Raw genomic sequence first — 26,578 nt, forward strand, 5'->3', positions numbered from 1 at the left:
TCCCCAGGCTCGCGTCCGCCGATATGCTGCGAGCACGTCGACTTCAGGCACCGCCGTGACCTGCTCGTTGGGCGTGCCGGCCCATTTGATCATGCCCACGGCCCTTTCTTCGTGACCGGAACTGATGGCCTGCTGGAACGCTCCTTGGCATCATCCATGGGCAAGATCGGGATCGGCGAATATTCGCGTGTCGCGTGCAGCCGGCGCAGGATCATCGCCAGGTCGCGCTCGGTCAGGCCGGACGCCTGATCAATCACTTGCCCCTCGGGCAAAGGCTCAACCCAAGCGGCAAGACGGTTGCATGCCTCACCGAGTTCGGGATCTACGGAATCATCAAAGCCAGCCATCGCGGCAACCTACGCCTTCCGTTTCCGTCCGCAAGTTCATAGAACGACCGGCTGAGGGAGCGAGCATGGCAACGATCACCGAAGAGGCCCTTCAAGGGGAATGGTTCTACCTTGAGGAAGAACAGCCGCTCGACCTCAGCAGCCCGTCCTTTTACATGCTGGCCGATGGCATCATTACGCCAAACGATCGACCGGACGACGTCGGGTCCTACGTGATTGAGGGTGAAAGGCGGTCATCCAGTTTCCAAAGTACGCTCGCGCCGCATTGACCATTGAGTTGATCTGCGATGCCCCTACGTTTGGCGAGAACATCGACCTGCTGACAGCCAACGCCTCTTACGAAATAGCCGCGATCGACGACCCGCTGCACTACTATGGCACGTTCGTTCGTCGTCGCGCGGACTACCACTCGACCCCTGGCATTCGGCGACGGGTTAGCTAATCGTGGACTAAACACTTAGATTGAGACCGGGGCGCTGGATCGACAGGAACGCCCACAGTCGGACACTGCGACGGCATGAAGGCAACACGATAGCCGCCATTCGTTCACCGTGGTAAATATTGACCGGGGGTGTCGGATGCAAAAAAGTTTATGGCTCGCATGCGCTACGTATGTGGCAGTCTCCGTCATATTTTTTGGCGGCTTACTTAAACCAACGCGTTCGCCCGAGAGAAACGGGACGCAGTGGTTAGAGCACAAACGAGCTTTAAGGCTTTAGCCAGCATTATGTCGCCGCCTGCCGTTCATTGCGAAGGCGGGATTACGTTAAATGCAAAGCGAGTGATCGCGGCAATCAGATATGCTGAAGTGGGAATGAGCCGGTAACTCTAGGGGAGGGAGCCATCGGTTACGGCCGGGTAATGAATCCTGATCAATTAGCAAACCGCCGACCTGTCTTTCCCGAACTTCGATCCAAATCGAGAATGTCGGATAGGGCGCTACCAGCCCATCAGCGGAAATAGCCGTCAGGCCGCTCATTCGGCATTAACCGCTGGCACCCATAACGGAACTCAGTTCATGGGTTAGGTGCGAGAGTTGTGGAAGCCGGTCGACCGAGATATCGTATCGAGTGGAAAGAAGGCGTTGAGCATCTTCGGCTCCCAGCGCAAAGGGCGTGGCTCGGGTCGGCATTGCTGAGTACCTGGCTACTCCTCTGGGCCTGGGGTGGCGGCAAGGCAGCAATTAATCACCTTCAGGACCCGATGACACCAGTCTGGTTTGTCCTTTGGTTGCTCGTGTTAGGCGGCACGACGCTTCTGCTGCTGGGCCAACTTGTCGGCGTCAACATCATCCGGGTCCATCAAGGCGAATTGGCCATCACGAGACGTGCTGGCCCCGTTGCCCGCACGTGGCGGTACAGCACCGGGATGATCACCAATCTGCGGATAGATATGTCCCGTTGGGACGGAGACGGCGCTGACGGAGCCCAGTATGTGCCTTATACGAAGCAACAATGGGGCACCGTCCGCTTCGACTACGGTGCCGAGACGATCCATCTAGCTCCTCATGTCGATGCTCCCGAAGCAGCAAAAATTGCCGACTGGCTTCGTAGACGCTTGCCTGTCTCGGCATTCAGCTGACCCAGATATTCCCGAAACACCATCCAGACTGTGAGAAAACTCGTTGGGCACGCCGCACCTGACGTTCTTTCTCGTCGAGACTGATCGGAGGGCGCTGCAATCCGGTTTTGCTTCTGTACCGGCGCTGAAATGGCTCGATGGGAGCATGTCTGACGCTGCGCCGGCATAGTTGGGGTCGGTTCAGGCTGAGGGCGAAATGACACCCTAATCTAAATGGCAATGCCGGGGGCTCGTGAGAGGTTCGCAAAAAGGCGGAATCCGTCAGTCAGGCTGCTACGTTTGGGCAAGAGCCTCGACAGCATCTGCAACTCGCCAGCTATACCAGTTGTCACCGTTAACGAGGTGCAGCATGTCGCCCTTCCCGGCGAGCAGCATCGGGCGTTCCCAGATAAAATGCTCGGCGAGCGAAGGATGCTCGTGCTCCAGCGGAACACGTTTGACGAGCGGCAACCGCCAGGAGGTGAGCATCCTCGTATCTTCAACCTGTCCATCGCCATCCAATGCGACCAAGGCAAGCCTCGTGGCGTCGTCGCCATAGCCGCCAGCAAGCAGCGCATAGCGGCCATCCGTGGCGATCGCATTCACTCCGGTCAGCGCGTTGCGCCACCACCGAACCGGCTGGCCTGGGCGTAGGTGAAGCAGGGGAAACTCGGTGTAGGGGCACACCCAAGCGCCATCACCAGCCACCGTCATCGCATAAACGTCAGCGAGGAACCCAGCAGCTTGCGGCACTGGCCCGACCGACAGAAGCGCGCCATCAGAGGTGAAGCAGGCCGCAACGACCGCCGTTCGCTCTATAGAGTCGGTGAAGCGCTCCATGTTGCCGAAAATGCCTCGTCGAACCAACCCACCCAGGCACGGTCATTGGCATCAATGTCCAGGTATTCGACGGCATCGCCGAGGTCGATGCGGCTCAGCAACGTGCCGTCGGGGGCGAATACGCGTCCATTGGCTTCGTCGCACGCGTTGGTGGCGGTAATTAGCCATCGGCCATCGGAAAAACCGGCGAGCCTGAGCGAGGGGCGTTCGAGCGGCACCGTCGGGCCGTCGTGGAAGGCAGTGCCGTCCAACCGCCATACGCGGGCGATGCCACGCGTCGCTATTGATTGCGGCCGGTCGGGTGAGTCAGCGGCCAAGGGCTCGGTTTCTTGTCGATGCACCCGGGCCCAGGCACCTACGAGATCGACATTGGTGCCCAGCAGGCCAAGCGATCTGTCCGGTAGCACTGCCATCGTTACTAGCTGCCAGCCATCGGGAAAAAGCGGAAGGTGCACGCTCGAATGAGGAAGTTCTGTCGCTTGCACGCGGTAAGAGTGAGCGTGTTCTGGAGCGGCAGCAAGAGGATTGTGGGCGCATCCCGCCTTTGCGGCGTCGATCAGGTGTCGGGCGACCTTACGCCACCACGCCGATGTCGCGAACGGTGTCCACCTTGGCCCGTCCTACAATCGCGGCGACAGTGTTCTTGCTGAGCCCGATGTCGCGCGCGATCCAGCGATAGCTGCGGCCCTCGGCGACTAGCGCCAGCACCTTGGGGGCGAGCCGGTCGGACTTGGGGCGGTCGCCGGTCTGTCGACCAAGTGTTCGCCCCCGTGCCCGTGCAGCGGCGAGGCCGGAGCGGACGCGCTCACTGAGCATGTCGCGCTCGAATTGCGCGATGCCGGCGAGCATCGTCGCCATCATCCGTCCGTGCGGCGTGTCGACCTCGAACGTCATGCCGCTCATCGCAACTACCGACACGCGCCAACCCGACAGGCGGTTGAGCGTATCACGTAGGTCCTGCGTCGAGCGCCCCCAGCGGCTGAGTTCGGTGACGAGGATCGCGTCGATATGGCGTGCCTGCGCCAGCTTCATCACCTCGGCCCGCGCCGAGCGGTGGGCCTTCATGCCCGAGGCGGTTTCCCGGAACACCTCGACTACCTCGTAGCCGCCACGCTCGGCGAAACCGGCTAGGTCGCGCAACTGCCGCTCGCACGACTGGTCGCCGGTCGAGACGCGGGCGTAGATGGCGGCACGTTGTCCCAATTGAACCTTCCTGGAATCGGGTCTCGAAAACCCTTGATTTGCGTGGGGTCAGTGTTGTCCAAAACAGACTTCTGTTCAACTGGGACACTTGGCTATGCCGAGACGCCATATCCTGAGCGCCCGGCAGCGGTCGGCGCTGCTCGACCTGCCGTCAGACGAGGCATCGCTGCTGCGGCACTCCATCCTGGCCGACGACGATCTGATCCAGATCGACCGGCGACGCCGGCCAGAGAACCGGATCGGGTTCGCGCTGCAACTATGCGCGCTCCGTTATCCCGGCCGGATGCTGGCACCGGGCGAGGTCATCCCGCTCTCGGTATCGGCCTTCCTCGGTGCCCAGCTTGGCATCACCGGTGACACGCTCGTCCGCTATGCCGTCCGCCGCCAGACGCGCCAGCAGCATATGGAGGTGCTGCGACGGATTTACGGGTACAGGACGTTCCCCGGTCAGGGCGCACCGGCACGGACGTTCCGCGACTGGCTGCTCGCCGAGGCCGAACAGGCACGCTCCAACGACGATCTCGCCCGGCGCTTCATCGTCCGCTGCCGCGACACCATGACCATCCTGCCGGCAGTCACCACCATCGAGCGGCTGTGCGCAGACGTACTGGTCGCGGCCGAGCGCGGTATCGAGAAGCGCATCGCCATGCGCCTTGATCGCGTCGCCTGCACACGGCTCGACCAACTGATGACCGAAATGCTGCCGGGCGCGATCAGCCGCTTCATCTGGCTGAGCAGGATCGAGCCGGGCAACAATTCGGCTGCGGCAAACCGGCTGCTCGACCGGTTGGAGTTCCTGCGCGCGATGAACCTCGGCGCGGGCCTGCTCACGGGCGTCCCGCCGCACCGCGTCGCCCGGTTGCGCCGGCAGGGCGAACGCTATTTCACCGATGGCCTGCGTGACCTGAACGCGGACCGGCGTCGCGCCATTCTCGCAGTCTGCGTCATCGAATGGGCTACCGCGACCGCCGACGCGGTGATCGAGACGCACGATCGGATCGTCGGCCGCACCTGGCGCGAGGCGAAGCAGGTGCACGATGCCCGCGCCGCGGAAACCAGAGGGGCCGTCACCGCGACGCTGGACGGGTTCACTGCGCTCGGCCAGTCGCTACTCGACGCGCATGGTGACGGCGCGTCGCTGGAGGATGCGGTCGCACGCGCGGCGGGATGGGACCGGCTCGACCGCCTCGTCGCGACGGCCAGGACGCTGACCGATACGCTGGGCGATGATCCGCTGGCCCATGTTGATCAGGGTTATCACCGCTTCCGCCGCTATGCGCCGCGTATGCTGCGCTGCCTCGACCTCGAAGCCGCGCCGGTCGCCCGGCCCCTGCTCGATGCAGTAACGGCCATCGGCGCGAGGGGCGAACTGCCGGCGACCGACGATTTCCTGCGCCCGCATTCCAAATGGCGGCTTCAGCTGCGGGTAAAGGGTGGGCACGATGCCCGCCTCCGCGAAGTCGCGGTGATGTTCCACCTGCGCGATGCGCTGCGCTCGGGCGACATCTGGCTCGACCGCTCGCATCGCTACGGCGACCTGCGCCATGTCCTCGTGCCGATGACGGTCGCGCGCACCATGAAGCTGGCGGTCCCACCCGACCCGCATCTCTGGCTGGCCGACCGCAAGGCGCGGCTTGCCGATGGCCTTGCCCGGCTCGGTCGCGCCGCGCGCAACGGCACGATCCCGCATGGTAGCATCGAGGACGGCACGCTGTGCACCGACCGCCTCACCGCCGATGCACCGGACGGGATCGAGGAAGTGGTGCTCGACCTGTATCGTCGCCTGCCGCCCGTCCGCATCACCGACCTGCTGCTCGAAGTGGACGCCGCACTCGGGTTTACAGACGCCTTCACCCATCTGCGCACCCGCGTACCGTGCGGCGACCGGATCGGCCTGCTCAACGTCCTGCTCGCCGAGGGACTGAACCTGGGTCTGCGCAAGATGGCGAGGCCTGCAATACCCACGACTACTGGCAACTCTCCCGCCTCGCGCGCTGGTATGTCGAGAGCGATGCGATCGACCAGGCGCTGGCGGCCGTGGTCGCGGCGCAAGGCGACCTGCCGATGGCGCGGGTCTGGGGCATGGGCACCACCGCGTCCGCCGATGGCCAGTTCTACCCCGCCGCGCGGCAGGGAGAGGCGATGAACACGGTCAACGCCCGCTACGGCAACGATCCCGGCATAAAAGCCTACACCCACGTCAACGACCGCTTCGCGCCGTTCGCGTCGCGCACCATCCCCTCGACCGTCAGCTAGGCACCCTATCTGCTCGATGGGCTGACCATGAACGAGGCAGGCCGGCGGATCGAAGAACAGTACGCCGATACCGGCGGGTTCACCGACCATCTGTTCGGAATCAGCGCGATGCTCGGTTATCGCCTCGTGCTGCGCATCCGCGACCTGCCGTCCAAACGGCTCTATGTGTTCGATCCCGCCGCCACGCCGACCGAACTGCGGCCGCTGGTGGGCGGCAAGGCGCGCGAGGCGCTGATCGTCTCCAACTGGCCCGACCTGTTCCGTTGCGCGGCCACGATGAGCGCGGGGCAGGTCGCGCCAAGCCGCATCCTGCGCAAGCTGGCCGCCTATCCGCGCCAGAACGATCTGGCAGCCGCACTGCGCGAGGTTGGTAGGATCGAGCGGACGCTGTTCATCATCGAATGGATTCTCGATGCCGGCATGCAGCGCCGAACGCAGGTCGGCCTCAATAAAGGCGAAGCGCACCATGCACTGAAGAATGCCCTGCGCATAAGCCGCCAAGGCGAGATCCGCGACCGCACCACCGAGGGTCAGCACTACCGCATCGCCGGACTTAACCTGCTCACCGCCATCATCGTCTACTGGAACACTGTGCACCTCGGCCATGCCGTCGAGGCCCGACGACGCGAAGGGCTGGATACGCCTGATCACCTTCTCGCCCATGTCTCACCGCTCGGATGGGCACATATCCTCCTCACCGGCGAATACCTCTGGCCCAAAGACACCGTCGCTTAGGGTGTCATTCCGCCCTCAGCCGGAACCGACCCCGTCCAATCCTCGTACCGTACGCCCAGCGCGTCGCTGAGCAATAGAGACCGAAAGCCCGAACAGTCGATGAAGAGGTCGCCAGCGATCATCTTGCCACAATTTGTATCGACCTGGCAATAAAACCTGTGGCCGAAGGCACGCTTAACCGCCAGCCTTCGACTTCTCAGCGCGACCGCCCGTTACCAAACTGGTCGAACAAACTCTTGCTGGACCCCTAGCAGGTCCGCAGCTGGTACGAACGCCATCCCGTTGCGCTGACGAGCTAATTTACCAATGGCATGATTTCTCCGGAGCAGGTCAATTTCGGGGAAAACCTCAAGCCGTTTACCATTTTACAAAGTTGCCCGCCTAGAAACCGTGCAAGCGTCAGGGGTAGCCAGACATTATGAGAGACAATTCGGACGCGCTGCCCTGGGTAACGACCATTGGCTTGGCATTGCTATTCTTCGCTCTCGCGTTTTCCGGCATCGCGCTGACCCGGGAAACCGGCCGGATCGCCGCGCTTTGGCTGCCGAACGCGCTGCTGGTCGCGGCATTGCTGCGGAGCGAGGAGCAGCGCGGCGCGAAGCTGGTGGCATGTTTTGCCGCTAACGTCAGCGCCAACTTGGCTTCGGGCGATAGCTGGCCGCTCGCCGCGGGGCTGGCGAGCTGCAACATGTTGGAAGCGTTCACGATCGTCTTCGGCATGCGTCGGCTGGTTCCTGCCAAGGCCGATCTAACCGAACTCAGGCCGTTGCTATTGTTCATGCTTCTGGCCGGAGTGCTAGTGCCCGCGGCCACAGCCACGTTGGCGTCAGCGGTGCTTGATCTCGCTCGCAGCACATCCGACTGGGGAGTGTGGCTGACCTATGCCAAGGGCCATGCGTTGGGTCAGATCGTAGTTGTCCCGATCCTGCTAATCCTAGCCGAGGTGTCGAAAGCGCGGCCGCAGATAACGGTGCGCCACGTCATGGAAGCGGCCGGGGTGCTAGGAAGCGTGGTGCTCGTCTGCATCGGCGTGTTCACGCAGGATCGGTTCCCGCTGCTGTTCCTAGTCGCGCCGTTCGTGCTGCTAGCCACATTCCGCCTCGGCGCCATCGGTGCCACCTGCGCGGTGATCGTAGCGGCCACGGCGAGCGGGCTGGCGACGTTCCTACACACCGGTCCGATTGCTCTTGTGGACGGGATTGGCGCAAAGGTGACGATACTGCAGTTGTTCGTCGCAACTAGCTTCGTCTCCGCACTTCCGGTCGCCGCAGCACTCGCGCAACGCGCGCGGCTGGCCGACGCACTGCGCGACAGCGAGATGCTGCGTGCATCGATTACAGACAATATTCGCGACGTTGTGTTCCGCACCGATCGACGAGGCCGCTGGTCGTTCCTCAACCCCGCGTGGGAGGAGCTGACCGGGCTTCGCGTCGCAGGCAGTATCGGGGTTCGCGCGACCAGCCTGATCTCGTTTGAGGAGTCTGACGCGATCGGCGACCGGCTGAGTGCGCTGCTTGTCAGCCCGTCGGGCGAGCTCCAGACGCAGCTTAAGTTCCGGCATGCCGATGGCAGCCTGCGCTGGGTCGAGGCGACGATCCGACGCCAGGCCGACGACGAAGGGCGCCTGATCGGAACCGTCGGCAGCCTTCGCGATATCACAGAGCGCCACGAACAGGCGCTGGCGCTCGCCGCGCGAGAACGCGAACTACGCTTGGTCACGACGCACTCGGCTGACATGATCGTGCGGACCGGCATGGATCGCGTTCGCCGGTATGTGTCGCCGCGCAGCCGGACCCTGCTGGGTTACGCTCCTGAGGAGATCATCAACCAGGCCCCCTTTTTCGGCGTTCACCCGGACGATCGCGCGGCGGTGGAGGAACGAAACCAACAAGCCGTTGAGTCTAACGGTCCCGCGCATTCTATCTATAGGCAACGGCATAAGGATGGCCACTATATCTGGGTCGAGGCGAACTACAGCGTGGTCCGTGACGAGGCGACCGGCGAGCCGCTGGAGTTCATCGCGAGCGTCCGGGACTTCAGCGCCCGGAAGCATCTGGAGGAAGATTTGCTGGCTGCACGCGACCGGGCAGAGGAGGCCGCGCGCCTTAAGGCATCATTCCTCGCCAACATGAGCCACGAGATTCGCACGCCCATGAACGGCGTGATCGGCTTTACCGAATTGCTGCTGACCAGCGACCTGAACACCGAGCAGCGGCGCTACGCCAGCCTGATCGGCGAGTCCGGGCGCACGATGATGACGCTGCTCAACGACATTCTCGACCTGTCGAAGATTGATGCCAACCAGATAGAGATCGCGAACGAGCCGTTCGACCTGCCGCACATGATCAGTGGGAGCGTGCGCATCATCGCCGCTAGCGCGGCCGCGAAGGGCTTGTCGATCGACCTGCTGATCGACGGCGGCTTGCCGGGCTGCGCGATGGGCGATAGCCATCGTATTCGCCAGATCTTGCTGAATCTGCTGTCCAACGCGGTAAAATTTACCGATTCCGGGGTTATCCGGCTCGGAGCGACTATGGACAGCGGCATGCTGCAGATCATCGTCGAAGACACGGGCAGCGGGATCGCGGCAAACCGGCAGGCGTCAATTTTCGAGGAATTCGTGCAGGGCGATGCCTCGATCGCGCGGCGGTACGGCGGCACTGGCCTGGGCCTGGCGATCAGCCAGCGTCTTGCGATGCTGATGGGCGGGGACATCCGCCTGGTGAAGTCCGACGAATCCGGAACGCGGATGCAGGTCAGCCTGCCGCTCCGCGAGGCGGAGTTGGGGGTCGAGCCGCCGCGCAAGGCGTCGATGATGCGGCCCTACGCACTGAGCGTGCGGGCGCGGATCCTGGTGGCGGAGGACGTCGAGATCAATCAGCTGCTGATCGAGGCTCTCCTGAAACGACATGGGCACGAGGTGCATATCGTATCCAACGGCGCCGAGGCGATCGCCGCCTTCACCGCCGCGGGCGCTACTTACGACCTTATCCTGATGGACATGCAGATGCCGGAGGTCGACGGGCTGGAGGCAACGCGGCACATCCGCGCGCTTGGCGGCGCAGGTGCCACGGTTCCAATCGTCGCGCTGACCGCGAACGCGTTCGCCTCGGATGCGGAGGTCTGCCGCGCGGCGGGCATGGACGCGTATCTGTCCAAGCCGATGGACGCCGAAACGGTGATCGCGACGATCGCGCGCCTGATCAGCGACCGCCCGCGCGTTCGGTTGCCGATCCCGGTGGCGTGTTCAGCAGAAGACCCGCCGGAGGATCCGCCGGAAGACGCGCTGGAGGATCCGATAGTGACTGCATTGAGGGGCCGCTACGAAGCGCTCAAGCAGAGCTTCTCGACCGAGTTACGGCGACTGGAGGCACTGTTGCGCGATACCGACGATGCGATGCATGCGGAGTCCCGCGCAGCTATCGCGGGCATTTGCCACAAGCTGTCGGGATCGGCAGGCATGTTCGGCGATGCGCGCCTTGGCGATGCGGCTCGCAAGTTGGAGGAGGAGGCGCTGTGCAACGCTGCGGCGCCGGCGCTTGCGGATGGCACTCGCAGCCTTGCCGAGGACCTCTTCCGCGCTGCCTAAATCCGTCATCGCGAGCGATATCATTGAGGCAACTTTATACTAGTCTTAACCAGCGTTCCTTTATGATCCCAGACTGTCAACGGGAGCCACGGCGCATGCCAACCATTTTGATTGCGGACGATGACGAGCTGCTGGCTGCGTTGGTCCAGTTCAAGCTGGAAGCTGCCGGGCACCGCGTCGTTATTGCGGAGAACGGCGCTGTCGCGCTGGACGCGGTGAAGAGTGAGCGGCCCGATTTGGTCGTGCTCGATGCTATGATGCCAGTCCTGACCGGTTCGGAGGTGCTCACCATCCTGAAGGCAGATCCCGAGAGCACGATGCTGCCGGTTATCATGCTTACTGCGCGGCGCAACCAGGAGGATGTCGTCGCCGCCCTGCGTGGCGGAGCGGCGGATTACCTCACCAAGCCGTTCATCCCCGAAGAGCTGCTCGTCCGCGTGGAAACCGCCCTGGCCCTGGCCCAGCTCCGTGCGACAAATCCGCCTGCGTAGTATCGCGGCGGCGGTCGCAACCGCGCTGGGTGCTGCCTGGCCGATCGTGTCCGACGCGCAGCTGATCCAGACCGGGCCGGCCGGCCTCGTCGATTGCTCGCTCGACCGATATGTCTGCGCCACGACGGCGTATCGCGCTGGCGATCTGACCGCAGCGCGGAACAGTGTGAGCGCACTGCTCAACGATCGGCCCAACGATGCCGATGCGCTGCTGCTGTCCGGGTTGATCGCATCGCGCCAGGGTGACCTGGTCCGCGCCCGCACCTCACTCGATCATGCCGCCAGCGTGGCGCCGGCCTATGCCGATGTGTTCGTAGCGCGCGCTCGCCTTAACCTGCGCGAGGGTCGGCTGGACGCCGCGCGCGCAGACATAGGTCGCGTCGCCGCGGTATCGGCCGATCATCCTGACCTTGCGGCGCTGCGCGCTGGCTTGGCCGGCGCGTCCACTGGGGGCGAGACGGGCAGCCAGGCGATCTGGATCACCGCGCTCGATTATTCCGTCAGCCGATTGTCGCGGGCTTCGCCCGCCTGGTACGAGACGCAGGCGACCATCGCACGTCGCAAGGGTCCCACCAGCGTTGCGCTTGAGGTCGAGCATTCCCGCCGTTTCGACACGAGTGACGTTCGGTTCCAGTTTCGGGCCGACCACCGGATCGGCGAAGGATCGGTCTATGCTGCCGCGCTGACGACTGTGCACCCAGACTTCCGGGAAACTTGGGGACTTCGCGCGGGCGGTTTTCTTCCCGTATCCGCGCGCGTGGACATCCTGGTCGACGCACGCTTCTCGAATTATGGCCGCGTGAACAGCGGTTCGGTGACAACGTCTGTGCGCGGCTGGTCGGCCCAGCGCCATACGGCCATCCGGCTGAGCCTGGTCAACTTCATCAACGAGGCGGGATCGTATCAGGTGGGATTAGCGGCCGACATCTCGCAATTGCTCTCGACGCGGGCGCGTCTTCAGGCCGGCTATGCCCGCTATCCCGAAACCGAGGGCGGGGTGACCCGGCGGATCGAATCCGCGTTCATCAGCGGTGCCTATCAAGTCAGCGATACGCTCGGCCTACGCATCGGCATCGAACGCGAAACCCGCCAGCGCGCTTATAGACGCGATAGCGCCACGGCCGGTCTGTCAGTCGGGTTCTAGCCACGGCATGCCACTGGCCCAACTTCTTCTGGCGATCACTGGCGGGGGTTCGATACTTCTCTTCGTCGCGCTGACGGCCGTCGTGGCGCGCCGAAGCGTGCACGAAAAGCGTGTGCGCTTCGAAACGCAGCGTGCCGCCGCGTTCCGCAAGGCGGTGCTGCCGTTGATCGGTCGCCGGGACGTGGATGCGGTGGCGGCGCTGGAGGCGTGGCGCGGCGATCCCGGGGCTCTGGAGGTTGCCAAGCATCTGCTTCAGCTGTTGCGTGGAGGCGAGCGCGAACGATTGCTCGACCTGGTTCAGACGCTCGACCTGCTCGACATTGACCGCGAGCTGCAACGACTGAATTCCTCCAGCCCGGCGCGTAGGATTGCCACCGTGCGCAAGCTCGGTAGTTTTCCCGCGCCTCGGGTGGAGGATGCTTTGCAAACCCGGCTGCGCACCGATCCCCACTCCACCATCCGCCTCGAGGCGGGGTTGGCCCTCGTGCGGCTGGGCACCCTGCCCCCGGTCGCGGACGCGATCGAGGCGCTGGACAAAGGCGCCTATGGTGCGCCCGCGCACCGCATCATCTTTCGCGCGCTGGCATCGTACCGGCCCGCTGAAATGGTTGCGGCGTGGCGCACGCACGGCCACGGCCCTGCGCGCCTCGCGATCGCGGATGCGTTGGGCGATGTGTTCGCCCCAGGCGCGTTCGCCGCGCTGCGCGAGGCGATCCTCGATCCCGATCCGCAGATGCGGTGCGAGGGGCTACGCTCCGCGCGCAAGCTTGGCCATCCATCCATGGCATCGGCGGTGCTGGCGGCGCTGAACGATCCCGAATGGACCGTGCGGGTGCAGGCCGCATCGAGCGCCGGGGGGATGAAGCTGGAGCAGGCGCGGCCGCAGCTGGAGGCGATGTTGCAGGATGCACAATGGTGGGTGCGATATCGCGCGGGCGAAGCCTTGGCCGCTATGCGCGTTGCCTCCGGCACGGGATCGAGTGCGGCATGAATGACGAAACCGTCGGCGCGCTCGCGCAATTCAGCGGCCTGGGATCAAGCTTCGTCCTCCTTCTCACGATCGTGATAACGATCGTGGTCGGGTTACAGAACGGAATCTACTTGCTTCAGCTCGTGACGAGCTCGTTCACGCTGTGGCGGCGCCCTGCCGCGACGAAGACGTCGCTGGACCTCTGGACGCGACAAGTGGACTATTCCTACCCGGTCACGATCTTGGCTCCGGCCTATAACGAGGAGCTGACGATCGCGGACAGCGTCCGCTCGCTGCTCGCGCTGAATTACCCGGACTTCCGGCTGTTCATCATCAACGACGGCTCCAAGGACGACACCATGGCGGTACTCCATCGCGAGTTCGCGCTGGAGGTGACGACCATCGACACGGACGTCGTCCTGCATACCACCCGCACCGTGGCCATGTACCGGTCGCAAACCAATCGCCGGCTCTACGTCATCGACAAGGAGAACGGGCGCAAGGCGGACGCGATCAACTGCGGGCTGAGCTATGCGCAGACTCCTCTGGTCTGCGTCATCGATGCAGATTCGATGATCGAGCCCGACGGGCTGCTGCGCGCGGCGGAGCCATTTATGACCGACGATGGCGCACTCGTTGCGGTGGGCGGCGCGATCCGTATCGCCAACGGATGCCAGGTGCGTAGTGGCCAGGTACTGACCGTGGGCGTTCCGCGTGGTTGGATCCCGCGGTTCCAGACGATCGAATATCTGCGCGCCTTCCTGATCTCGCGTATCGCATCCTCAAACTGGTCGACGCTGACGCTGATCTCCGGCGCTTTCGGGGTCTTCCGGCGTTCGACACTGGTCGAAATCGGAGGCTATCGCCACGACACGGTCGGCGAGGATTTGGAGGTGATCACTCGCCTCCACCGCCATTGCCGCGAGCAGAAGCGGGACTATCGCATCACCTTCGTGCCCGAGATCGTGTGCTGGACCGAGGCGCCGGCGACGATCGGCGGCTTGCGCAACCAGCGCGCCCGATGGCAGCAGGGTGCGCTGGAGACGATTATCCGTCATCGCGCTATGATCGGCAGTCCGCGTTACGGTCGGATCGGACTGGTGGCGTTGCCGATGATGATTCTTGAGGATGTGATCTGCCCGCCACTCGAGGTGCTCGGCTACGCGCTGATCCCGACGCTGTTCGCTCTGGGTCTGCTGGCACCGCAGGTTGCCTTGAGCTTCTTGGCGCTCAGCGTGCTGTTCGGCATCTTCCTCAGCCTTGGCGCGCTGATCCATGAGGAATTGCAGGTACGGCGCACCCCCAGTGCGAAGGGGCTCGCCATCCTGGCGATGACCGCCATCATCGAAAATCTGGGCTATCGCCAGATGAACAGCGCATTCCGTCTGATGGGCATGTGGCGCCATCTGCGCCGCCGCACCGGCTGGGCCGCGGTGCCGCGGGCTGGGTTCCAGGCATCGTGATGTCGGCCGCGCAACAATGCCGCGCACTTGGATCGATACAATGAAGAAGCTGCTGGTGGTGGTTGCCCTGGCGGCCCTGGTCGTGGGTCTTGGCCTGTGGAGCGGCGGGTATCGTGTGTGGCCGGCGGCAATCTACCGTTTCGATGGCGTCACCGGCCCCGAGGGGCGCGACATGATCGCGGCTCCCGCGCCGCTGCGGCTCGACGCGGTTACGGGCGGACCCAACCGGCTGGCCGTGCTGGTAACCGATCCCGGTGCTGACTGGATGGGACTGGTGCGCGGGCTAAAGGCGCAGGGCGTGCCTGCAGTGTTCACCGCCAGCCCGACCAAGGCGCTGCGCCATCAGGTCGTGATCGCTTATCCCAGCATTTCGGGCAAGTTGCTCCAACGCGGGGATCTTCAGGCGCTCGCCCGGCACGTTCGCGGCGGGGGCACGCTGCTTACAACCGATCTGGCGGGTGGCGGGCTGGAGGAATTGTTCGGCATCAGCGGCCAGGTGCCCGGCAGGCAGAACACTGAGATACGCTGGACGGGTTCCGGTGCGCCGGAAGATCGGGTGACCCGCTTTAGCAGCGCTCGCGCCGAGGTGCGGATAGGCAGCCTGGCGCCCGTTCCGACCACCGCCGAAGTCGTCGGCCGGTTCGAGGACGGACGCGCCGCAGTTGTGTGCAGGCGGGTGGGCGGACGCGCGTGTATTCTGGGTGTTGACCCCGGATCAATGGCGCAACGCGCCATGAACGGCCGCGCGGAGATGTTCTCGCCCGCGTTCGTCAACACCTACCAACCCGGCCTCGACGTAATGTTCCGCTGGATCCGCGACCTGTACGTCGCTGGCGAGGATGATCCTTATCTTATCGCAACCGCTCCGGCGGGACACCAGGGCAGTGTGATCCTGACGCACGACGTGGATTACACGCGATCTGTCCGCAATGCGGCAACCTACGCCGATGCCATCCGCAAGGAGGGCGCATCGGCGACGTTCTTTATTCAGACCAAATACGTGAAGGACTGGAACGACGAGGTGTTCCTGGACAAGGCCAACCTGCCGACGCTTAAGCGAATCGCGAACGGCATGGAGATCGCCAGCCACAGCGTATCGCATGCGCGCGTTTTCAAGGCGTTCCCGCTCGGTTCGGGGGACGAACGCTATCCCGATTACCGGCCGTTCGTGCAAAGCCGCACCGCCGCCCGCGGTGGCACCATCTATGGCGAGCTGCGCGTATCGAAATTTCTGCTCGACACTCTGGTTGGCGGCCGCGTGCGATCGTTCCGGCCGGGCTATCTCGCTTATCCAGAGGCGCTGCCAGACGCGCTGGCGGTAACCGGCTATCGCTATTCGTCCACGCTCACCGCCAACAGCGCGCAGACGCATCTGCCGTTTCAGCTCAGTCAAGGCCGATCGGGCAAGGCGCTTCTGCCGGTATGGGAGTTTCCCGTCACCATCGAGGACGAGAAGCGCCCGCAGCTGGGCGACCGGCTCGAGGCAGCGATCGGTGTGATCAACCGGATCGCGCAGCATGGCGGCGTGGCGGTGATCCTGATTCATCCCGACGTCACCGGGCACAAGCTGAAGTTCGAACGGCAGCTGATCGCGCGCCTGCGGGGTCGCCTGTGGATCGGGTCGATGGGTGTGTTCGGTGACTGGTGGAGCGCGCGCGATCTCGCCGAGATCGACTATGACGGACGATCGCTACAGGTCGATGCGCCCGAGATGCTGGACGGAGTGCGGGTGCTGCTTCCCAAGGCTGCGCAGAAAAGCGTAACCCTGCGTGGGATCAAGGGGCGGCAGCAGGTGGCGCTGGGTCGGTAGGCCATGACAGGCCATGCAGCGCAAAGCCACTAAACGCCGGCCATGCGGAGAATGTCGGAGCGGTCCGGGTCGCCATGTCGCGCATCGCCTCCTCTCGCCCCGAGAAGCTTTGCGTGCTCCCGCGGATCGTCGTGCGCTGGTGGAAGCGATACATGGCCGCACCGGGAACTGACCGCGGACTTGCGAACAGTTCGACCCGCGGCTGCGCGCCGGGCAGCACCGCCAGCGTGCCGGTTGGCGCCGGACGAAACACTTCCTCCACTTCGTCGGGCAGCGGCCCTGCCTCGAGCGACAGCCTAACCGGTTTTGCGTGGCGGCTTCCCCACGCCAGCAGCGGTTGGACGATCCGGCCGAGGACCGATGCCTCCGTGCGGTACGACATGACCGTCAGCATGCGCACCGAACCCGCAACCCGATTGAGAAAACTGAGGCTGTCATCGGCCCCTGCGATCCAGAAGGGCAGCACGAGATCGACCGGCTGCCCGGCCGCGCCGGCCAATTGAACGATGGCGGCGGACCAGCCGGCATAGGTCGACGTGCCGCTCCCCCATGCGGGCAGAATATAGGGTTCGACGTCATACTGGATGCCAGCCAGCCGTTCCGCGATCGGCGCGCGACGCTGATAGGCGGCAAACGCGCGGGCGCGAATCAGGGCTTGTCGCAGCCCGTCCGGCTGAACCATTTCGGGATCGCCCTCCACCGCATCAACCGCGATCCCCGCGGCGCGCCCGAGTCGTACGAAACGTCCAAGGGCGCGCGGATCGCGGACCGCCTCCCCCACGATGTCGAGGCTGACGAACAGCCGTGTCACATTGCGCGACCGCGCGGCGGCCACCAGCGCCTCTGGCGTACGGCGCCATAGGTCGATCGACCATGCCCATGCCGCAAGGTCGCCGCGCATCACGACCGCCGCAGCTGGGACGATCTCGATCCGCTGGAGGTCCAGCGTCCCCCCCTCCACCGGCGCGATGACTGCAAGCTGCGCTGGCACCTGCCCCGCCAGGTCGGGCAGCGGCAGCCGATCGTTTCCGATGCGGAGTGGTCGCGGTGTGCCCGCATCGGCGCCGGCCGCCGTGATCTCGGCCTGAAAGCCCGGATCGCCGGCGGTTGAGACCTGCGCTTCCAATGTGGCGTCCGATGGAATGCGGCCGTCGAACAGCCAAATTGCACCACTGACGGACGTGCCGGGGCGGCAGTGTAGCCGTGGCTTGCCAGCATCATCCACCTCCACGACGCAGCGGCCATCGCTCCCGAAGAATCGCGGGCTTGCGTCAGCGAGGATGTCGGCGAACAGCGGGAGCGGCGCCGGCGGGGGCGGCGTCGTGCTGCGCGCCTCGGGCGGGCGTAGCGATATGACCGGCGACCCTTGCGCAGACTTGAGGATCACCAGCGCATCGTCCCTGCCCGGCCGCATAGGCAGCGTGCCGCTCCAGACGACTCGATCCGGGGCATCAGGCGTGTCCGAATCGGCAGAATACAGGTTTGCCTGGCCGGTTGAGGCCATTAGCACCAGAGAGAGCAGATGCGACATAGCTGAGGCTATCGCATATCGGCAGCCACCCGCAAGCATGGTTCTGACGATGGCGGTAAAATCACCGCCGTCTTCAATACGCTGGAGCAAACCAGGATAAGTGAGCACGGGATCGTTCGGATTGAAGACGGAACGATTGAGGTTCTCGAAACTTTTTTAAATTGAGGTTATCGTGGTGAGCGTAATTGCCAATTATGGATGGCCTGCTTTGGGTAGCGACATGTAAGGGCGGTGGCAAACTCATTGATGAGAAATTATTGGCTGAAGCCAAGGGATGCATTGTGAAACCGCTTGACGCAGAGACACTCGTTGAAAAGTTGCGAGACGCTCTCAAAGCAAAGTTTTGGTCATTTAAAGTAAGTAGATAATTATCGTAAATTAGCGCTATTCGATGACGAAAAACCTTTTGCTAGTGATGAGATGCCATGTAGTAATTTACGTTATAAATCTTGTGATCATCACGTTTAAATTATTTCGTTTAGCCAATTGATGCTCATAGATAAATTTAGTTTAGTATTGATCATCTGCAATTTGCCGCATAGTCGCTGCTGATTTTTCGACAAGGCGGGGGCGCTCGCTGGCGTTCCAATGCTCAAGCCCAACTTCGAGCGCTGCCGCTGCATCGCCGAGTTCCGCCTCTCCAAACATGCCGGCAGTGCCGGCCAAATTGTGTGCCATCTTCGCTACTTGGGCGATTTCCTGGTTGGTAAACAGCCCAGCACGGATCATGGAGTCCAGCGCCTCGAGTGTCTCCGCCCGGCGCACCATGTATCGGTCCCGCAATGAACTGCTCGGGCCGCGCTCTGCTGACCCGTCAGTGAGGCGGCAGGTGGTTTCTGGTAGTACAAAGATTTGGTCGTCGTCCGCCATCGCTACGCCTTGGGGTGCAGCATCTGGCATCGGGCGGCCCGACGCAACGTATGCATCAGGCACGTGTATGCTGTTTAGAAAGCGATTGAGCACCGACTCTAGTGCGCCGGGGTCGAGGGGCTTAGTCAGGTGTTCGTCCATACCCGCCTCTCGGCATCGCGCGAGGTGTTCGGGCTGTGCGCTTGCCGTTAGTGCTATAATCGGTGTCGTTGCCGTTGGGCCATTCACAGCGCGAATGGCACGCGTCGCAGCAAATCCGTCCATGATCGGCATTTGGCAATCCATCAAAACCATGTCGAAGCTATGTCGGTTCATTGCCGCCAGCGCCTCGACGCCGTTCTCTGCAAGATCGACTTTACAGCCATATTTAGAGAGCATCGCAACCATTAGCTCACGGTTTAAGTCGACGTCGTCGACCACCAGAATATGTTTGCCTTCAAGCGACAGGACGCCCGGCTTCATCGCTTCGTCGCAAGTCAGTGTGGTCACAACCGGCAACGCAAGTTCGAACCAGAATGTTGAGCCTTTTCCTACTGTGCTGAACACGCCGATTTCGCCGCCCATCAACGTCAGGAGTTGCCGCGAGATTGCAAGGCCGAGGCCCGTCCCGCCATATTGAACAGCAGTTGCGGCGCTCGCCTGGGCAAACCGGTTAAAGAGCGTTGCAATTTTGTCTTGCGGAATGCCACCACCGGTATCCGTCACCTCTACGCGGAGCTGCGCATCGGGGTGACGTGTGCCTGTCAGGATCACGCGTGTTGTAACCGAACCGTCCTGGGTAAATTTTACCGCGTTGGACAACAAGTTGAGCAGGATCTGACGCAGCCGTCCCATATCTCCGACCAGCCAATCCGGCATCTTGGGATCAATTTCCACCCGGAGGCAAACGTCGCGGGTTGCGGCTTGCGGCTCCAAAAGCGATACCGTGCCGGTAAAAAAGTCCGCTACGTTGAACGGGCCGCAATGCAGCGCGAGTTTGTCCGCCTCCAGCTTCGAGAAATCGAGTACGTTGTCGACCACTGCATGCAATGCAAGCCCGGCATTATGCACGAGGCGGACGCGGCGTTGATCTTCGGGTTCGAGCCCGGGACTTTCGTTCAGTAGGCGCGAGAAGCCAATAATGCTGTTCAGCGGCGTGCGTAATTCATGGCTCATATTTGCGAGAAAGCGTTCTTTTGAATGCATCGCGTTTTCGGCCTTCAGCCGGGCCGCAGCGAGTGCATCCTCTTGTTCCTTCTGCATTGTCACGTCGCGGATAACGTCGAGATACCCTGTCGCCATCTGCGTCGTGGGATCACGAAGCAAAGCCGGACTTGACTCGAGCCAGACCCACTCTTCCTTAAGCTTGTGCCATGCGCGCCATCGAACGTGTTTCCCTACAGCTCCGTTCCGGAGCGCACGGAAAGTCTCCCGCAGTTCAGCGATATCGTCGGGATGGGCAATTTCGTTGACCCGACCCCCGAGCCGTTCCTCGCTTGTATGGCCCGTGACTATTACCGATGCTGATGAGACGAACGTTGTACGGCCTTCCATATCGCTGGTAACGATCACGTCAGTCGCGTTTTCCGCCATCAACCGGTAGCGTTGATCGCTTTCGCGTGCCTTTTCTTCAGCGCGCTTGAGCTTCGAAATATCGACCAACACACCGAAGACGCTTACCGCGACGCCACCCTCGCGATGGATCGTGCCACGAGTCATAACATGGCGGATCTCACCATTCGGCAACATTAACCGATAATCGTTGTCATATTCACTGAGGCCGCGGCTGATTGCCATGTTCAGTTTATCCGCCGAACGTGCGCGGTCGTCTGGGTGGCGACGTTCCGCAAACGCCTCAATTGATGGAGTATTAGTTTCGGAGTTGAGCCCAAGAATGCTCCATATCTCGTCGGACCAGGTCATCGTTTGAGATACCAGATCGTAGGTGACGTAGCCCATGTGAGCCATTTTTTCGGCCGAACGCATTAAAACATTGGTTTTCAGTGCAGCCTGCTCGGCGCGTTTCAGCACGCTGATGTCCCGTTTACTGACGAAGACGCGCATTACGCGCCCCATGTCATCGCGCAGCGGCACGAGCCGGACGTCGAACGTTGTGTCCGTGGTAGGGTCCTGTTCGATCGTGTGCCGGACTTTGCCCGTCGCGACCACCTCGAACAGCTCCCGCCGGGTCTCGTCTGCACGTGCCGGCGAAAATAGCATGTCGAGATCCGAGCCCCGCGCGTCCGCAATTGTCGTCGCAAGGGACCGTCCAGCAGCCTCGTTCATGATCGCGATCGTAAAAGATCCGTCTACGACGTCGTAAACGAAGTTCAAATCCGACGCGTTGTTGAAAACTCCTTCAAACAATTCTTGGGCCTGCCGGGCGACCGCTGCTAACCGTTCGGCGTCCGCATTGGCGCGGATCAGTTCCTCCGATCGTTCTTCGAGATCCATCTGCGCCTTGATCCGCGACGTGACGTCGCGACTTGCTGACACGATCCGCCAGTCGCCGTTATCGCTGTTAACGATACGGGCAGTGAACTCGATATGGACAAGACGGTCGTCCTTGTGGCGAAGTCGAATGACCCCAGTGACGATCGAGCCCGCTGGCTCCCCCCGGAGTCGTTGCAAGGCCCTGATGATTGCGGCACGCTCTCCGGGGGGTATTAGTGCAAGACCGAGCGCGGTTTCGCCTACCAATTCCTTTGGTTCGTAGCCCAGTATCCGCATGGTTGACGGCGACATGTACATACAGCGTCCGTCCATGGAATAGAGGCCGACCATGTCGCTGGCGCTGTCCGCGAGCAACCGATACCGGTCCTCCGCTTCACGTTCGACCGACAAATCTTGGACCTGCGCAATCAAATGGTTGGGACTGCCGTCTTTGTGCAATACAAGTGAGACAGAAAGCCTTACCCAAACAAAGCTGCCGTTTTTACGGATATACCGCTTTTCCATACGATAGCTGGGTATTTTACCGGCTATCAACTGCTCCATCAGTTGCAAGTCACGCTCTAGGTCGTCCGGATGGGTGATTGTTCGGAAATTCAGCGGTTCGAGATCGTCGGGTTGGCGGTCGATCAGCACGAGAAATGCCGTGTTAAGCTTCATCATGCGTCCGTCGAGCGCCACTAGCGCCATACTAATGGGGGCATGATCGAACGCGTTCTCAAACAATTCGATCTGTGCCCGTCGCTCGGATATGTCCTGGATCAGCGCGGTAAATTGCCAGTCTTTGCCAACATTGGTCGCACTGAGGGCAAGTTCGATTGGGAAGGTTGAGCCATTGCGCCGTAAGGCTTCTACTTCGACCCGGCTGCCGATCAGCCTACCCGACTTGCTCGCCATGAAACGTGCAAGTCCCGCATCGTGCGCCGCCCGAAGCTCGATCGGCACGATGACCTCTGACAACGGCCGGCCAATCACCTCGTTGGCGGGCCAACCGAAACTCAATTCGGCGTGCTTGTTCCATTGCCGGATCATGCCATGCCCATCGATTGTTACGATCGATTGGTTCGCGATGGCCAGAATGCTTTCAAGCTGCTGTGCGTTAGCGCGGGCAGTTTCCTGTAGCAGCAAACGTTCCGCCAGCTCACCAGCTAACGTCGCGTTATCAGAGCCAGCGGTTGTACCGCAGCCGGTATCGCGCCGTGAATTTCGCACTTGCCTGCCCAATAGGATGCACGCTGCTGTACCAGACATGAGCACGGCTAGGATCGCGGCGTCCAACTGCCACGCCGCAGAGGCCGCCACAAAGGCGCAAATCCGTTCGAACGCATTCACCCGGACGCCAATAAACGTCAGTACTGATACCGCCAACGTCGCCAATACGATGTCACGGTTTTTGCTATTAGCTAACCTCACGGAACGGTCCAGTATCACTTGCGATACCGCTAACTGTAATCGAATGCGAATAACGCCGGGTTAAAGCGACAGCCAATAGCTTGAACGATACGCAAATTTTATCACATAGAGACGACGGCTTCACAGCTTACCCCGGAAAACACGACCAAGAATGTTGCCATCACCTGCCTCCAGATTGCGTAATTGTGCATGGCAAATCAGCCGAACGGATGGTTATCAAGAATAGCATCGACGACGCTGACCAACCCATCTGGCGAGAAGGGCTTGGCCAGAAACTCATTGGCCCCTGCAGATAAGGCTTGTTCGGCTATGAACGCATTGCGGTTCGCCGACAGCATAAGGATAGGCGTAAGGTATGTCGCAGGGAGCTGCCGAAGTGCTCTGACGACGTCGAGCCCGCTCATGCCTGGAAGCGAAATATCGAGAATGATCAGTTCTGGTTTTCCAAAAACGATTGCGTCAAACCCGCGGGTTCCGTGAGAAACTACGGATATCGCATGACCGACGGAGAGCAGGATATCCTGAACCACGCGGCCCATCAGGTCATTATCCTCGACGTAAATTATACTAGCCACGATTCGAGCCTCCTGCATGACTTGTCACCCTCCATTTCGCGCCCGATCCCTCCTGGGGCTCACTCGCTCGAACGAGCCCTGCTGGCAGGTTTTCGTATTAGATGACAACCCTGCGTTGTAGTTCAACTGTTTACTATTCATTCTTACCCAAGTGGAATGCCATCGTATCGGTACAGACTCCACCTCACTCCTACCGCTTCTATCGGACAGCGTATGATTGCGCACGTGATCCGAGCTCGATCCGTCATCATCTTTGCCGTGAGCTTTATCATTCTGCTTACGCTGGTCGTCGTCGTAAGCCGATTGTCGGCGACGAATGAGAGCCAGCAAGTGGAAGCACAATGGTGGCGCGCCCATACGTTCGACGTTCTTGTCAGCGCCGAACAGATGGATACGGCTCTCAACCAGGCCTTGCGCGGCGAACGCGGATACATCCTCACTCGGCATTCACGGCCGTTTGCCACTTTCAAAACCGGGTTGCGGGACTATGCCCGGCTCTCGCACAATATCCGTATGCATTCGGTGAGCGCCCTCGAGGTTGGCGCAGATGGTGCTACGAGCCGTGGAGCCTGGTTTCGCCGATGATGTATCGGAGGTTCTCGAGACCTTCATCAGTGAAGGCGGACGCCAGGGCCCAATCCTCGTCGCCGAAATCGTCGTCGATGACCTGGATGGCGCCATCCTTGGGAAACATGCTGATGGCCGCGTCGGAGACGGTGTCCTCGGTCTCGCCCAACAGTCTGGCAGCGTGTCGCAGGGTGAAGACGCGGCTTGTCGCAGGCACGGCTAGGCGGCTTGCGCGACGGCTTCGGGACGCTGCTGTCGAGCTTTCCACTCCCACGGCAACAGCTCGTGAAGCCGTGTCTGCGCATGGTCGGAGATCTGCGCGATGACGTCGCGGAGCCAGGCATGCGGGTCGACGTCGTTGAGGCGGCAGGTCTGGATCAACGTATACATGGCGGCCGCACGGTCACCGCCGCGGTCCGAGCCACAAAAGGTCCAGTTCCGGCGCCCGACCGCGACGGTTCTCACCCGTCGCTCGGCCGCATTGTTGGTCATGCAGATCCTGCCGTCCGACACGAAGCGTGCAAAGCTAGCCCAGCGTGACAGCATGTAGTTGATGGCCTTGGCCAGATCGCCCTTGCGCGACAGGCGGCCATATTGCTGGCGCAGGAACTGCTCGAGGTCGGCGACGAGCGGGGCGACGTAGACCTGCCGCGCGGCGAGCCGTTCGCTTGCGTTCCGACCCCAGATCACGCGTTCGGCAGCGAAGATCGCATCCATGCGGGTGACGATGTCGACCGCAAGCGGCGTCCGGCTCAGGCGGGCTTCCTTGAAGAACGGGCGACGGGCGTGTGCCCAGCACGCTGCCTCCAGGATAGGCCCTGGTTTGCGGCCCGCGGCGTAGAGCGCGTCATAGCCGCTATAGCCGTCCGCCTGCAGGATGCCGGCATACCGAGCAAGCTGCCGCTGCGGATGGGCGCCTGTGCGGTCGCGGGTGTAGTAATAGCAGACGGCCGGCGGGTCGGTGCCGCCAAAGGGGCGGTCGTCGCGGACGGAGGCCCAGATTCTGCCCGTTATGGTCTTGCCGGCCGCCATGACTGGCACGGTCGTATCGTCATGATGGATGCGCTCGCCGGCGAGGATGTGCGCCTCAATGAGATCGACCAGGCCGCGCAGCAGGACGGCGCCATGGCCGGCATAGTCGGCAAGCGTCGACACGCTGATGCTCATGCCTTCGGCGGCGTAGGTCTCGCTTTGGCGGTTGAGCGGCTGATGCAGGCCAAACTTGTTGAACAGGACCATCGCCAGCAGGTTGGGGCCAGCGGATGCACGCGGAATGGGGTGGAAGGGCGCTGGCGGCTGCGTGATGGTCTCACAGGCCTTGCAAATGAACTTCTCACGGACCGTCTGCACGACGATCCACTGGCGGGGAACGACCTCACGGCTTTCCGTGATGGTCTCGCCAATCTTCCTGAGCTCTGCACCGTGGCAACATGGGCAGCTCTCTGGCGCGGGCACGACGACGCGGTGCCGGGGAAGGTCGGCAGATAGCGGAGCGCGGGTCGGCTTCTTGCGAGTGAACGGCACCACGGGAACGCCGGCTGCACTAGCTTTGGCGACCGCTATCTCAGCGGCGAGCTCATCCTCGGTCGCCGTGGCAACAACGTCCTCGAGTTGCATCTCAAGCTGGTCGAGCAACTGCCTGTGCCGCTCGGACGACTGCCCCCATTTGTCCTGACGTGCCTTAGCGATGCGCAGCTTGAGGTCTTCGATAATGGCGTGTGCATCGGCGACCTCAGCCTGGGCGATGGCGGCAAGTGCCTCGGCCTCGAGTAGAGCTACGCGGGCAATGAGGACGGTGTGGCGCTCGGCAATCAGCAGCGCTTTGAGCGCTTCGATATCATCGGGAAGGGCCTCGGCGCCGGTATCCATCGAGGCTCATTTTACAGCAGAAAACCGCCGATTTGTCGAGGCGCTTGATGCCGAAAGCCTAGGAAAACCGGGCGTTTCAGCCCGCTAATTCGGGCCTGAACGTGTATTGTGGATTTCGCCAGTCGATGCCTTCCAGCAGGAAGCCGAGTTGCCCCGCCGAGATCGAAATGACGCCGTCAAATGTCGCTGGCCAGGTGAACCGACCGCGCTCCAACCGTTTTGCGTAGAGCGACATTCCGAGCCCATCGTGCCACAGGATCTTCAGCAGATCGCCGCGGCGACCTCTGAAAACATAAAGGTCGCCGGCATGCGGGTTGCGTCCGAACCCCTGCTGGATCTGCATCGCCAGCGACGACATGCCCTTGCGCATGTCCGTCTTGCCGGTGGCTATCCAGACCCGTGCCCCGCTCGGAATAGGGATCATGCTTTGAGCTCGCGCAACGCCGCCACCAGCAAGTTCGCAGATACGCCGCCAGCTGCACGGATGGTTGCACGGCGGAGCTCGATGACCAGCATGTTTGACACGCCGTGGTCGATCTCGGGCGGATCCGCATGAACGGCCACGGCCGCAAAGCCAGTCGGCTGCACAAGCTTACTGCACAGTTCGCGCCGCCAACGGTAGATCGACGACGGCGAGATATCGGCAGCGCGCGCGATAGTGGCAACCGACGCGCCCGGCACAATGGCTGCCTCCACGAGGGCAAGTTTGCGCTCGTCGCTCCAATGGCGACGCCGCTCAACGCCGGACAGTACAGTGATCTGGGTCATCGCCACGTCTCTAGCCACGGTGCAAACCACGGTGCTTGCACTGTGGCTAACATCTCAGCTCAGACCGTCACCCGCCAGATGCCCCTCGCCGGATGCAAACCCATATCCGGCACCTCACGCGCGACAATCGTCTGCAACAAGCCCGCT

General features: G+C 62.3%; 21 protein-coding genes and 1 pseudogene. 10 read left to right on the forward strand and 12 right to left on the reverse strand.

Translation table 11 applies throughout. The features are described 5' to 3' along the window. Positions 1-89: 89 nt before the first annotated feature. Positions 90-347 carry a hypothetical protein gene (locus tag U1707_RS17495; protein ID WP_332801334.1) on the reverse strand — a complete coding sequence of 86 codons (258 nt, stop codon included), beginning with the start codon at positions 345-347 and terminating at the stop codon, positions 90-92. Positions 348-412: 65 nt separating this feature from the next. Here U1707_RS17495 and U1707_RS17500 point away from each other — a divergent pair, with 65 nt between their 5' ends. Beyond that, entirely contained in the window at positions 413-616 is a 204-nt protein-coding gene (locus U1707_RS17500) for a hypothetical protein (RefSeq protein WP_332801335.1), read from the forward strand. An 862-nt stretch (positions 617-1,478) separates the two neighbouring features. Then, complete coding sequence (locus U1707_RS17505) at positions 1,479-1,928, forward strand: hypothetical protein (RefSeq protein WP_332801336.1); 450 nt, start codon at positions 1,479-1,481, stop codon at positions 1,926-1,928. 273 nt (positions 1,929-2,201) lie between these two features. Here U1707_RS17505 and U1707_RS17510 read toward each other — a convergent pair whose 3' ends face one another. The 3 genes from U1707_RS17510 to U1707_RS17520 all read right to left on the reverse strand — a co-directional run bounded on the left by U1707_RS17510 (position 2,202) and on the right by U1707_RS17520 (position 3,950). Further along, positions 2,202-2,747 carry a hypothetical protein gene (locus U1707_RS17510; protein ID WP_332801337.1) on the reverse strand — a complete coding sequence of 182 codons (546 nt, stop codon included), beginning with the start codon at positions 2,745-2,747 and terminating at the stop codon, positions 2,202-2,204. After that, positions 2,723-3,160 (reverse strand): hypothetical protein, encoded by a 438-nt coding sequence (locus U1707_RS17515; RefSeq protein WP_332801338.1) that lies wholly within the window; start codon positions 3,158-3,160, stop codon positions 2,723-2,725. Before U1707_RS17515 ends, U1707_RS17510 begins: the two co-directional genes overlap by 25 nt. Positions 3,161-3,320: 160 nt before the next feature. Beyond that, positions 3,321-3,950: a recombinase family protein gene (locus U1707_RS17520; RefSeq protein WP_332801339.1), complete on the reverse strand. Its 630-nt coding sequence runs from the start codon at positions 3,948-3,950 to the stop codon at positions 3,321-3,323. Positions 3,951-4,044: 94 nt separating this feature from the next. Here U1707_RS17520 and U1707_RS17525 point away from each other — a divergent pair. Then, positions 4,045-6,941 (forward strand): annotated as a pseudogene (locus U1707_RS17525) (Tn3 family transposase). Here U1707_RS17525 and U1707_RS19065 read toward each other — a convergent pair. Further along, positions 6,938-7,141 (reverse strand): tryptophan 7-halogenase, encoded by a 204-nt coding sequence (locus U1707_RS19065; RefSeq protein WP_443025724.1) that lies wholly within the window; start codon positions 7,139-7,141, stop codon positions 6,938-6,940. The pseudogene U1707_RS17525 and the gene U1707_RS19065 sit on opposite strands and share 4 nt — an antisense overlap. A gap of 263 nt (positions 7,142-7,404) precedes the next feature. Between U1707_RS19065 and U1707_RS17535 the strand changes: the two genes are divergently transcribed. The 6 genes from U1707_RS17535 (at position 7,405) to U1707_RS17560 (ending at position 16,408) form a co-directional block, all read left to right on the forward strand. After that, complete coding sequence (locus tag U1707_RS17535; RefSeq protein WP_332801341.1) at positions 7,405-10,530, forward strand: PAS domain S-box protein; 3,126 nt, start codon at positions 7,405-7,407, stop codon at positions 10,528-10,530. A gap of 95 nt (positions 10,531-10,625) precedes the next feature. Continuing rightward, positions 10,626-11,021, forward strand: coding sequence for a response regulator transcription factor (locus tag U1707_RS17540; protein ID WP_332801342.1), 396 nt, complete (start codon positions 10,626-10,628; stop codon positions 11,019-11,021). Continuing rightward, positions 10,999-12,165 carry a YaiO family outer membrane beta-barrel protein gene (locus tag U1707_RS17545; protein WP_332801343.1) on the forward strand — a complete coding sequence of 389 codons (1,167 nt, stop codon included), beginning with the start codon at positions 10,999-11,001 and terminating at the stop codon, positions 12,163-12,165. Before U1707_RS17540 ends, U1707_RS17545 begins: the two co-directional genes overlap by 23 nt. Positions 12,166-12,172: 7 nt before the next feature. Then, a complete protein-coding gene (locus U1707_RS17550; RefSeq protein WP_332801344.1) occupies positions 12,173-13,156 on the forward strand; it encodes a HEAT repeat domain-containing protein in 984 nt (327 codons plus the stop codon). Then, entirely contained in the window at positions 13,153-14,598 is a 1,446-nt protein-coding gene (locus U1707_RS17555; RefSeq protein WP_332801366.1) for a glycosyltransferase, read from the forward strand. The genes U1707_RS17550 and U1707_RS17555 overlap by 4 nt, the downstream gene beginning before the upstream one ends. A gap of 40 nt (positions 14,599-14,638) precedes the next feature. Further along, entirely contained in the window at positions 14,639-16,408 is a 1,770-nt protein-coding gene (locus tag U1707_RS17560) for a polysaccharide deacetylase family protein (RefSeq protein ID WP_332801345.1), read from the forward strand. On the opposite strand, the gene U1707_RS17565 is transcribed toward U1707_RS17560, so the two are convergent. The 3 genes from U1707_RS17565 to U1707_RS17575 form a co-directional block, all read right to left on the reverse strand. Further along, on the reverse strand, positions 16,374-17,939 hold the full coding sequence (locus U1707_RS17565; protein WP_332801346.1) for a hypothetical protein: 1,566 nt from the start codon (positions 17,937-17,939) through the stop codon (positions 16,374-16,376). The two genes, U1707_RS17560 and U1707_RS17565, sit on opposite strands and share 35 nt — an antisense overlap. A 510-nt stretch (positions 17,940-18,449) precedes the next feature. Continuing rightward, a complete protein-coding gene (locus U1707_RS17570) occupies positions 18,450-22,652 on the reverse strand; it encodes a PAS domain S-box protein (protein ID WP_332801347.1) in 4,203 nt (1,400 codons plus the stop codon). A gap of 197 nt (positions 22,653-22,849) precedes the next feature. Continuing rightward, the gene (locus U1707_RS17575; protein ID WP_332801348.1) at positions 22,850-23,227 is read right to left on the reverse strand and encodes a response regulator transcription factor; all 378 of its coding nucleotides are present in this window, start codon (positions 23,225-23,227) and stop codon (positions 22,850-22,852) included. 213 nt (positions 23,228-23,440) lie between these two features. Here U1707_RS17575 and U1707_RS17580 point away from each other — a divergent pair, with 213 nt between their 5' ends. Further along, positions 23,441-23,812, forward strand: coding sequence for a CHASE3 domain-containing protein (locus U1707_RS17580; protein ID WP_332801349.1), 372 nt, complete (start codon positions 23,441-23,443; stop codon positions 23,810-23,812). Here the strand turns inward: U1707_RS17580 and U1707_RS17585 are convergent. From U1707_RS17585 to U1707_RS17600, 4 genes are all read right to left on the reverse strand, one after another. Further along, the gene (locus U1707_RS17585; protein WP_332801350.1) at positions 23,781-23,963 is read right to left on the reverse strand and encodes a hypothetical protein; all 183 of its coding nucleotides are present in this window, start codon (positions 23,961-23,963) and stop codon (positions 23,781-23,783) included. The genes U1707_RS17580 and U1707_RS17585 overlap by 32 nt on opposite strands. 50 nt (positions 23,964-24,013) lie before the next feature. After that, positions 24,014-25,663, reverse strand: coding sequence for an IS66 family transposase (tnpC, locus tag U1707_RS17590; RefSeq protein WP_332801351.1), 1,650 nt, complete (start codon positions 25,661-25,663; stop codon positions 24,014-24,016). 76 nt (positions 25,664-25,739) lie between these two features. Next, the gene (gene tnpB / locus U1707_RS17595) at positions 25,740-26,087 is read right to left on the reverse strand and encodes an IS66 family insertion sequence element accessory protein TnpB (RefSeq protein ID WP_332801352.1); all 348 of its coding nucleotides are present in this window, start codon (positions 26,085-26,087) and stop codon (positions 25,740-25,742) included. Beyond that, positions 26,084-26,431, reverse strand: a complete 348-nt coding sequence (locus U1707_RS17600) for a transposase (RefSeq protein WP_332801353.1) — start codon at positions 26,429-26,431, stop codon at positions 26,084-26,086. The genes tnpB and U1707_RS17600 overlap by 4 nt, the downstream gene beginning before the upstream one ends. Positions 26,432-26,578 lie beyond the last annotated feature (147 nt).

The organism is Sphingomonas sandaracina, from assembly GCF_036663695.1.
Lineage (GTDB): Bacteria > Pseudomonadota > Alphaproteobacteria > Sphingomonadales > Sphingomonadaceae > Sphingomonas.

Excerpts from the sequence above, each read along its gene's own strand:
- U1707_RS17495 (WP_332801334.1), bottom strand. The coding sequence starts at position 347 with ATGGCTGGCTTTGATGATTCCGTAGATCCCGAACTCGGTGAGGCATGC.
- U1707_RS17500 (WP_332801335.1), top strand. The coding sequence starts at position 413 with ATGGCAACGATCACCGAAGAGGCCCTTCAAGGGGAATGGTTCTACCTT.
- U1707_RS17510 (WP_332801337.1), bottom strand. The coding sequence starts at position 2,747 with ATGGAGCGCTTCACCGACTCTATAGAGCGAACGGCGGTCGTTGCGGCC.
- U1707_RS17515 (WP_332801338.1), bottom strand. The coding sequence starts at position 3,160 with ATGGCAGTGCTACCGGACAGATCGCTTGGCCTGCTGGGCACCAATGTC.
- U1707_RS17540 (WP_332801342.1), top strand. The coding sequence starts at position 10,626 with ATGCCAACCATTTTGATTGCGGACGATGACGAGCTGCTGGCTGCGTTG.
- U1707_RS17550 (WP_332801344.1), top strand. The coding sequence starts at position 12,173 with ATGCCACTGGCCCAACTTCTTCTGGCGATCACTGGCGGGGGTTCGATA.
- U1707_RS17555 (WP_332801366.1), top strand. The coding sequence starts at position 13,153 with ATGAATGACGAAACCGTCGGCGCGCTCGCGCAATTCAGCGGCCTGGGA.
- U1707_RS17560 (WP_332801345.1), top strand. The coding sequence starts at position 14,639 with ATGAAGAAGCTGCTGGTGGTGGTTGCCCTGGCGGCCCTGGTCGTGGGT.
- U1707_RS17565 (WP_332801346.1), bottom strand. The coding sequence starts at position 17,939 with ATGTCGCATCTGCTCTCTCTGGTGCTAATGGCCTCAACCGGCCAGGCA.
- U1707_RS17580 (WP_332801349.1), top strand. The coding sequence starts at position 23,441 with ATGATTGCGCACGTGATCCGAGCTCGATCCGTCATCATCTTTGCCGTG.
- tnpC (WP_332801351.1), bottom strand. The coding sequence starts at position 25,663 with ATGGATACCGGCGCCGAGGCCCTTCCCGATGATATCGAAGCGCTCAAA.
- tnpB (WP_332801352.1), bottom strand. The coding sequence starts at position 26,087 with ATGATCCCTATTCCGAGCGGGGCACGGGTCTGGATAGCCACCGGCAAG.
- U1707_RS17600 (WP_332801353.1), bottom strand. The coding sequence starts at position 26,431 with ATGACCCAGATCACTGTACTGTCCGGCGTTGAGCGGCGTCGCCATTGG.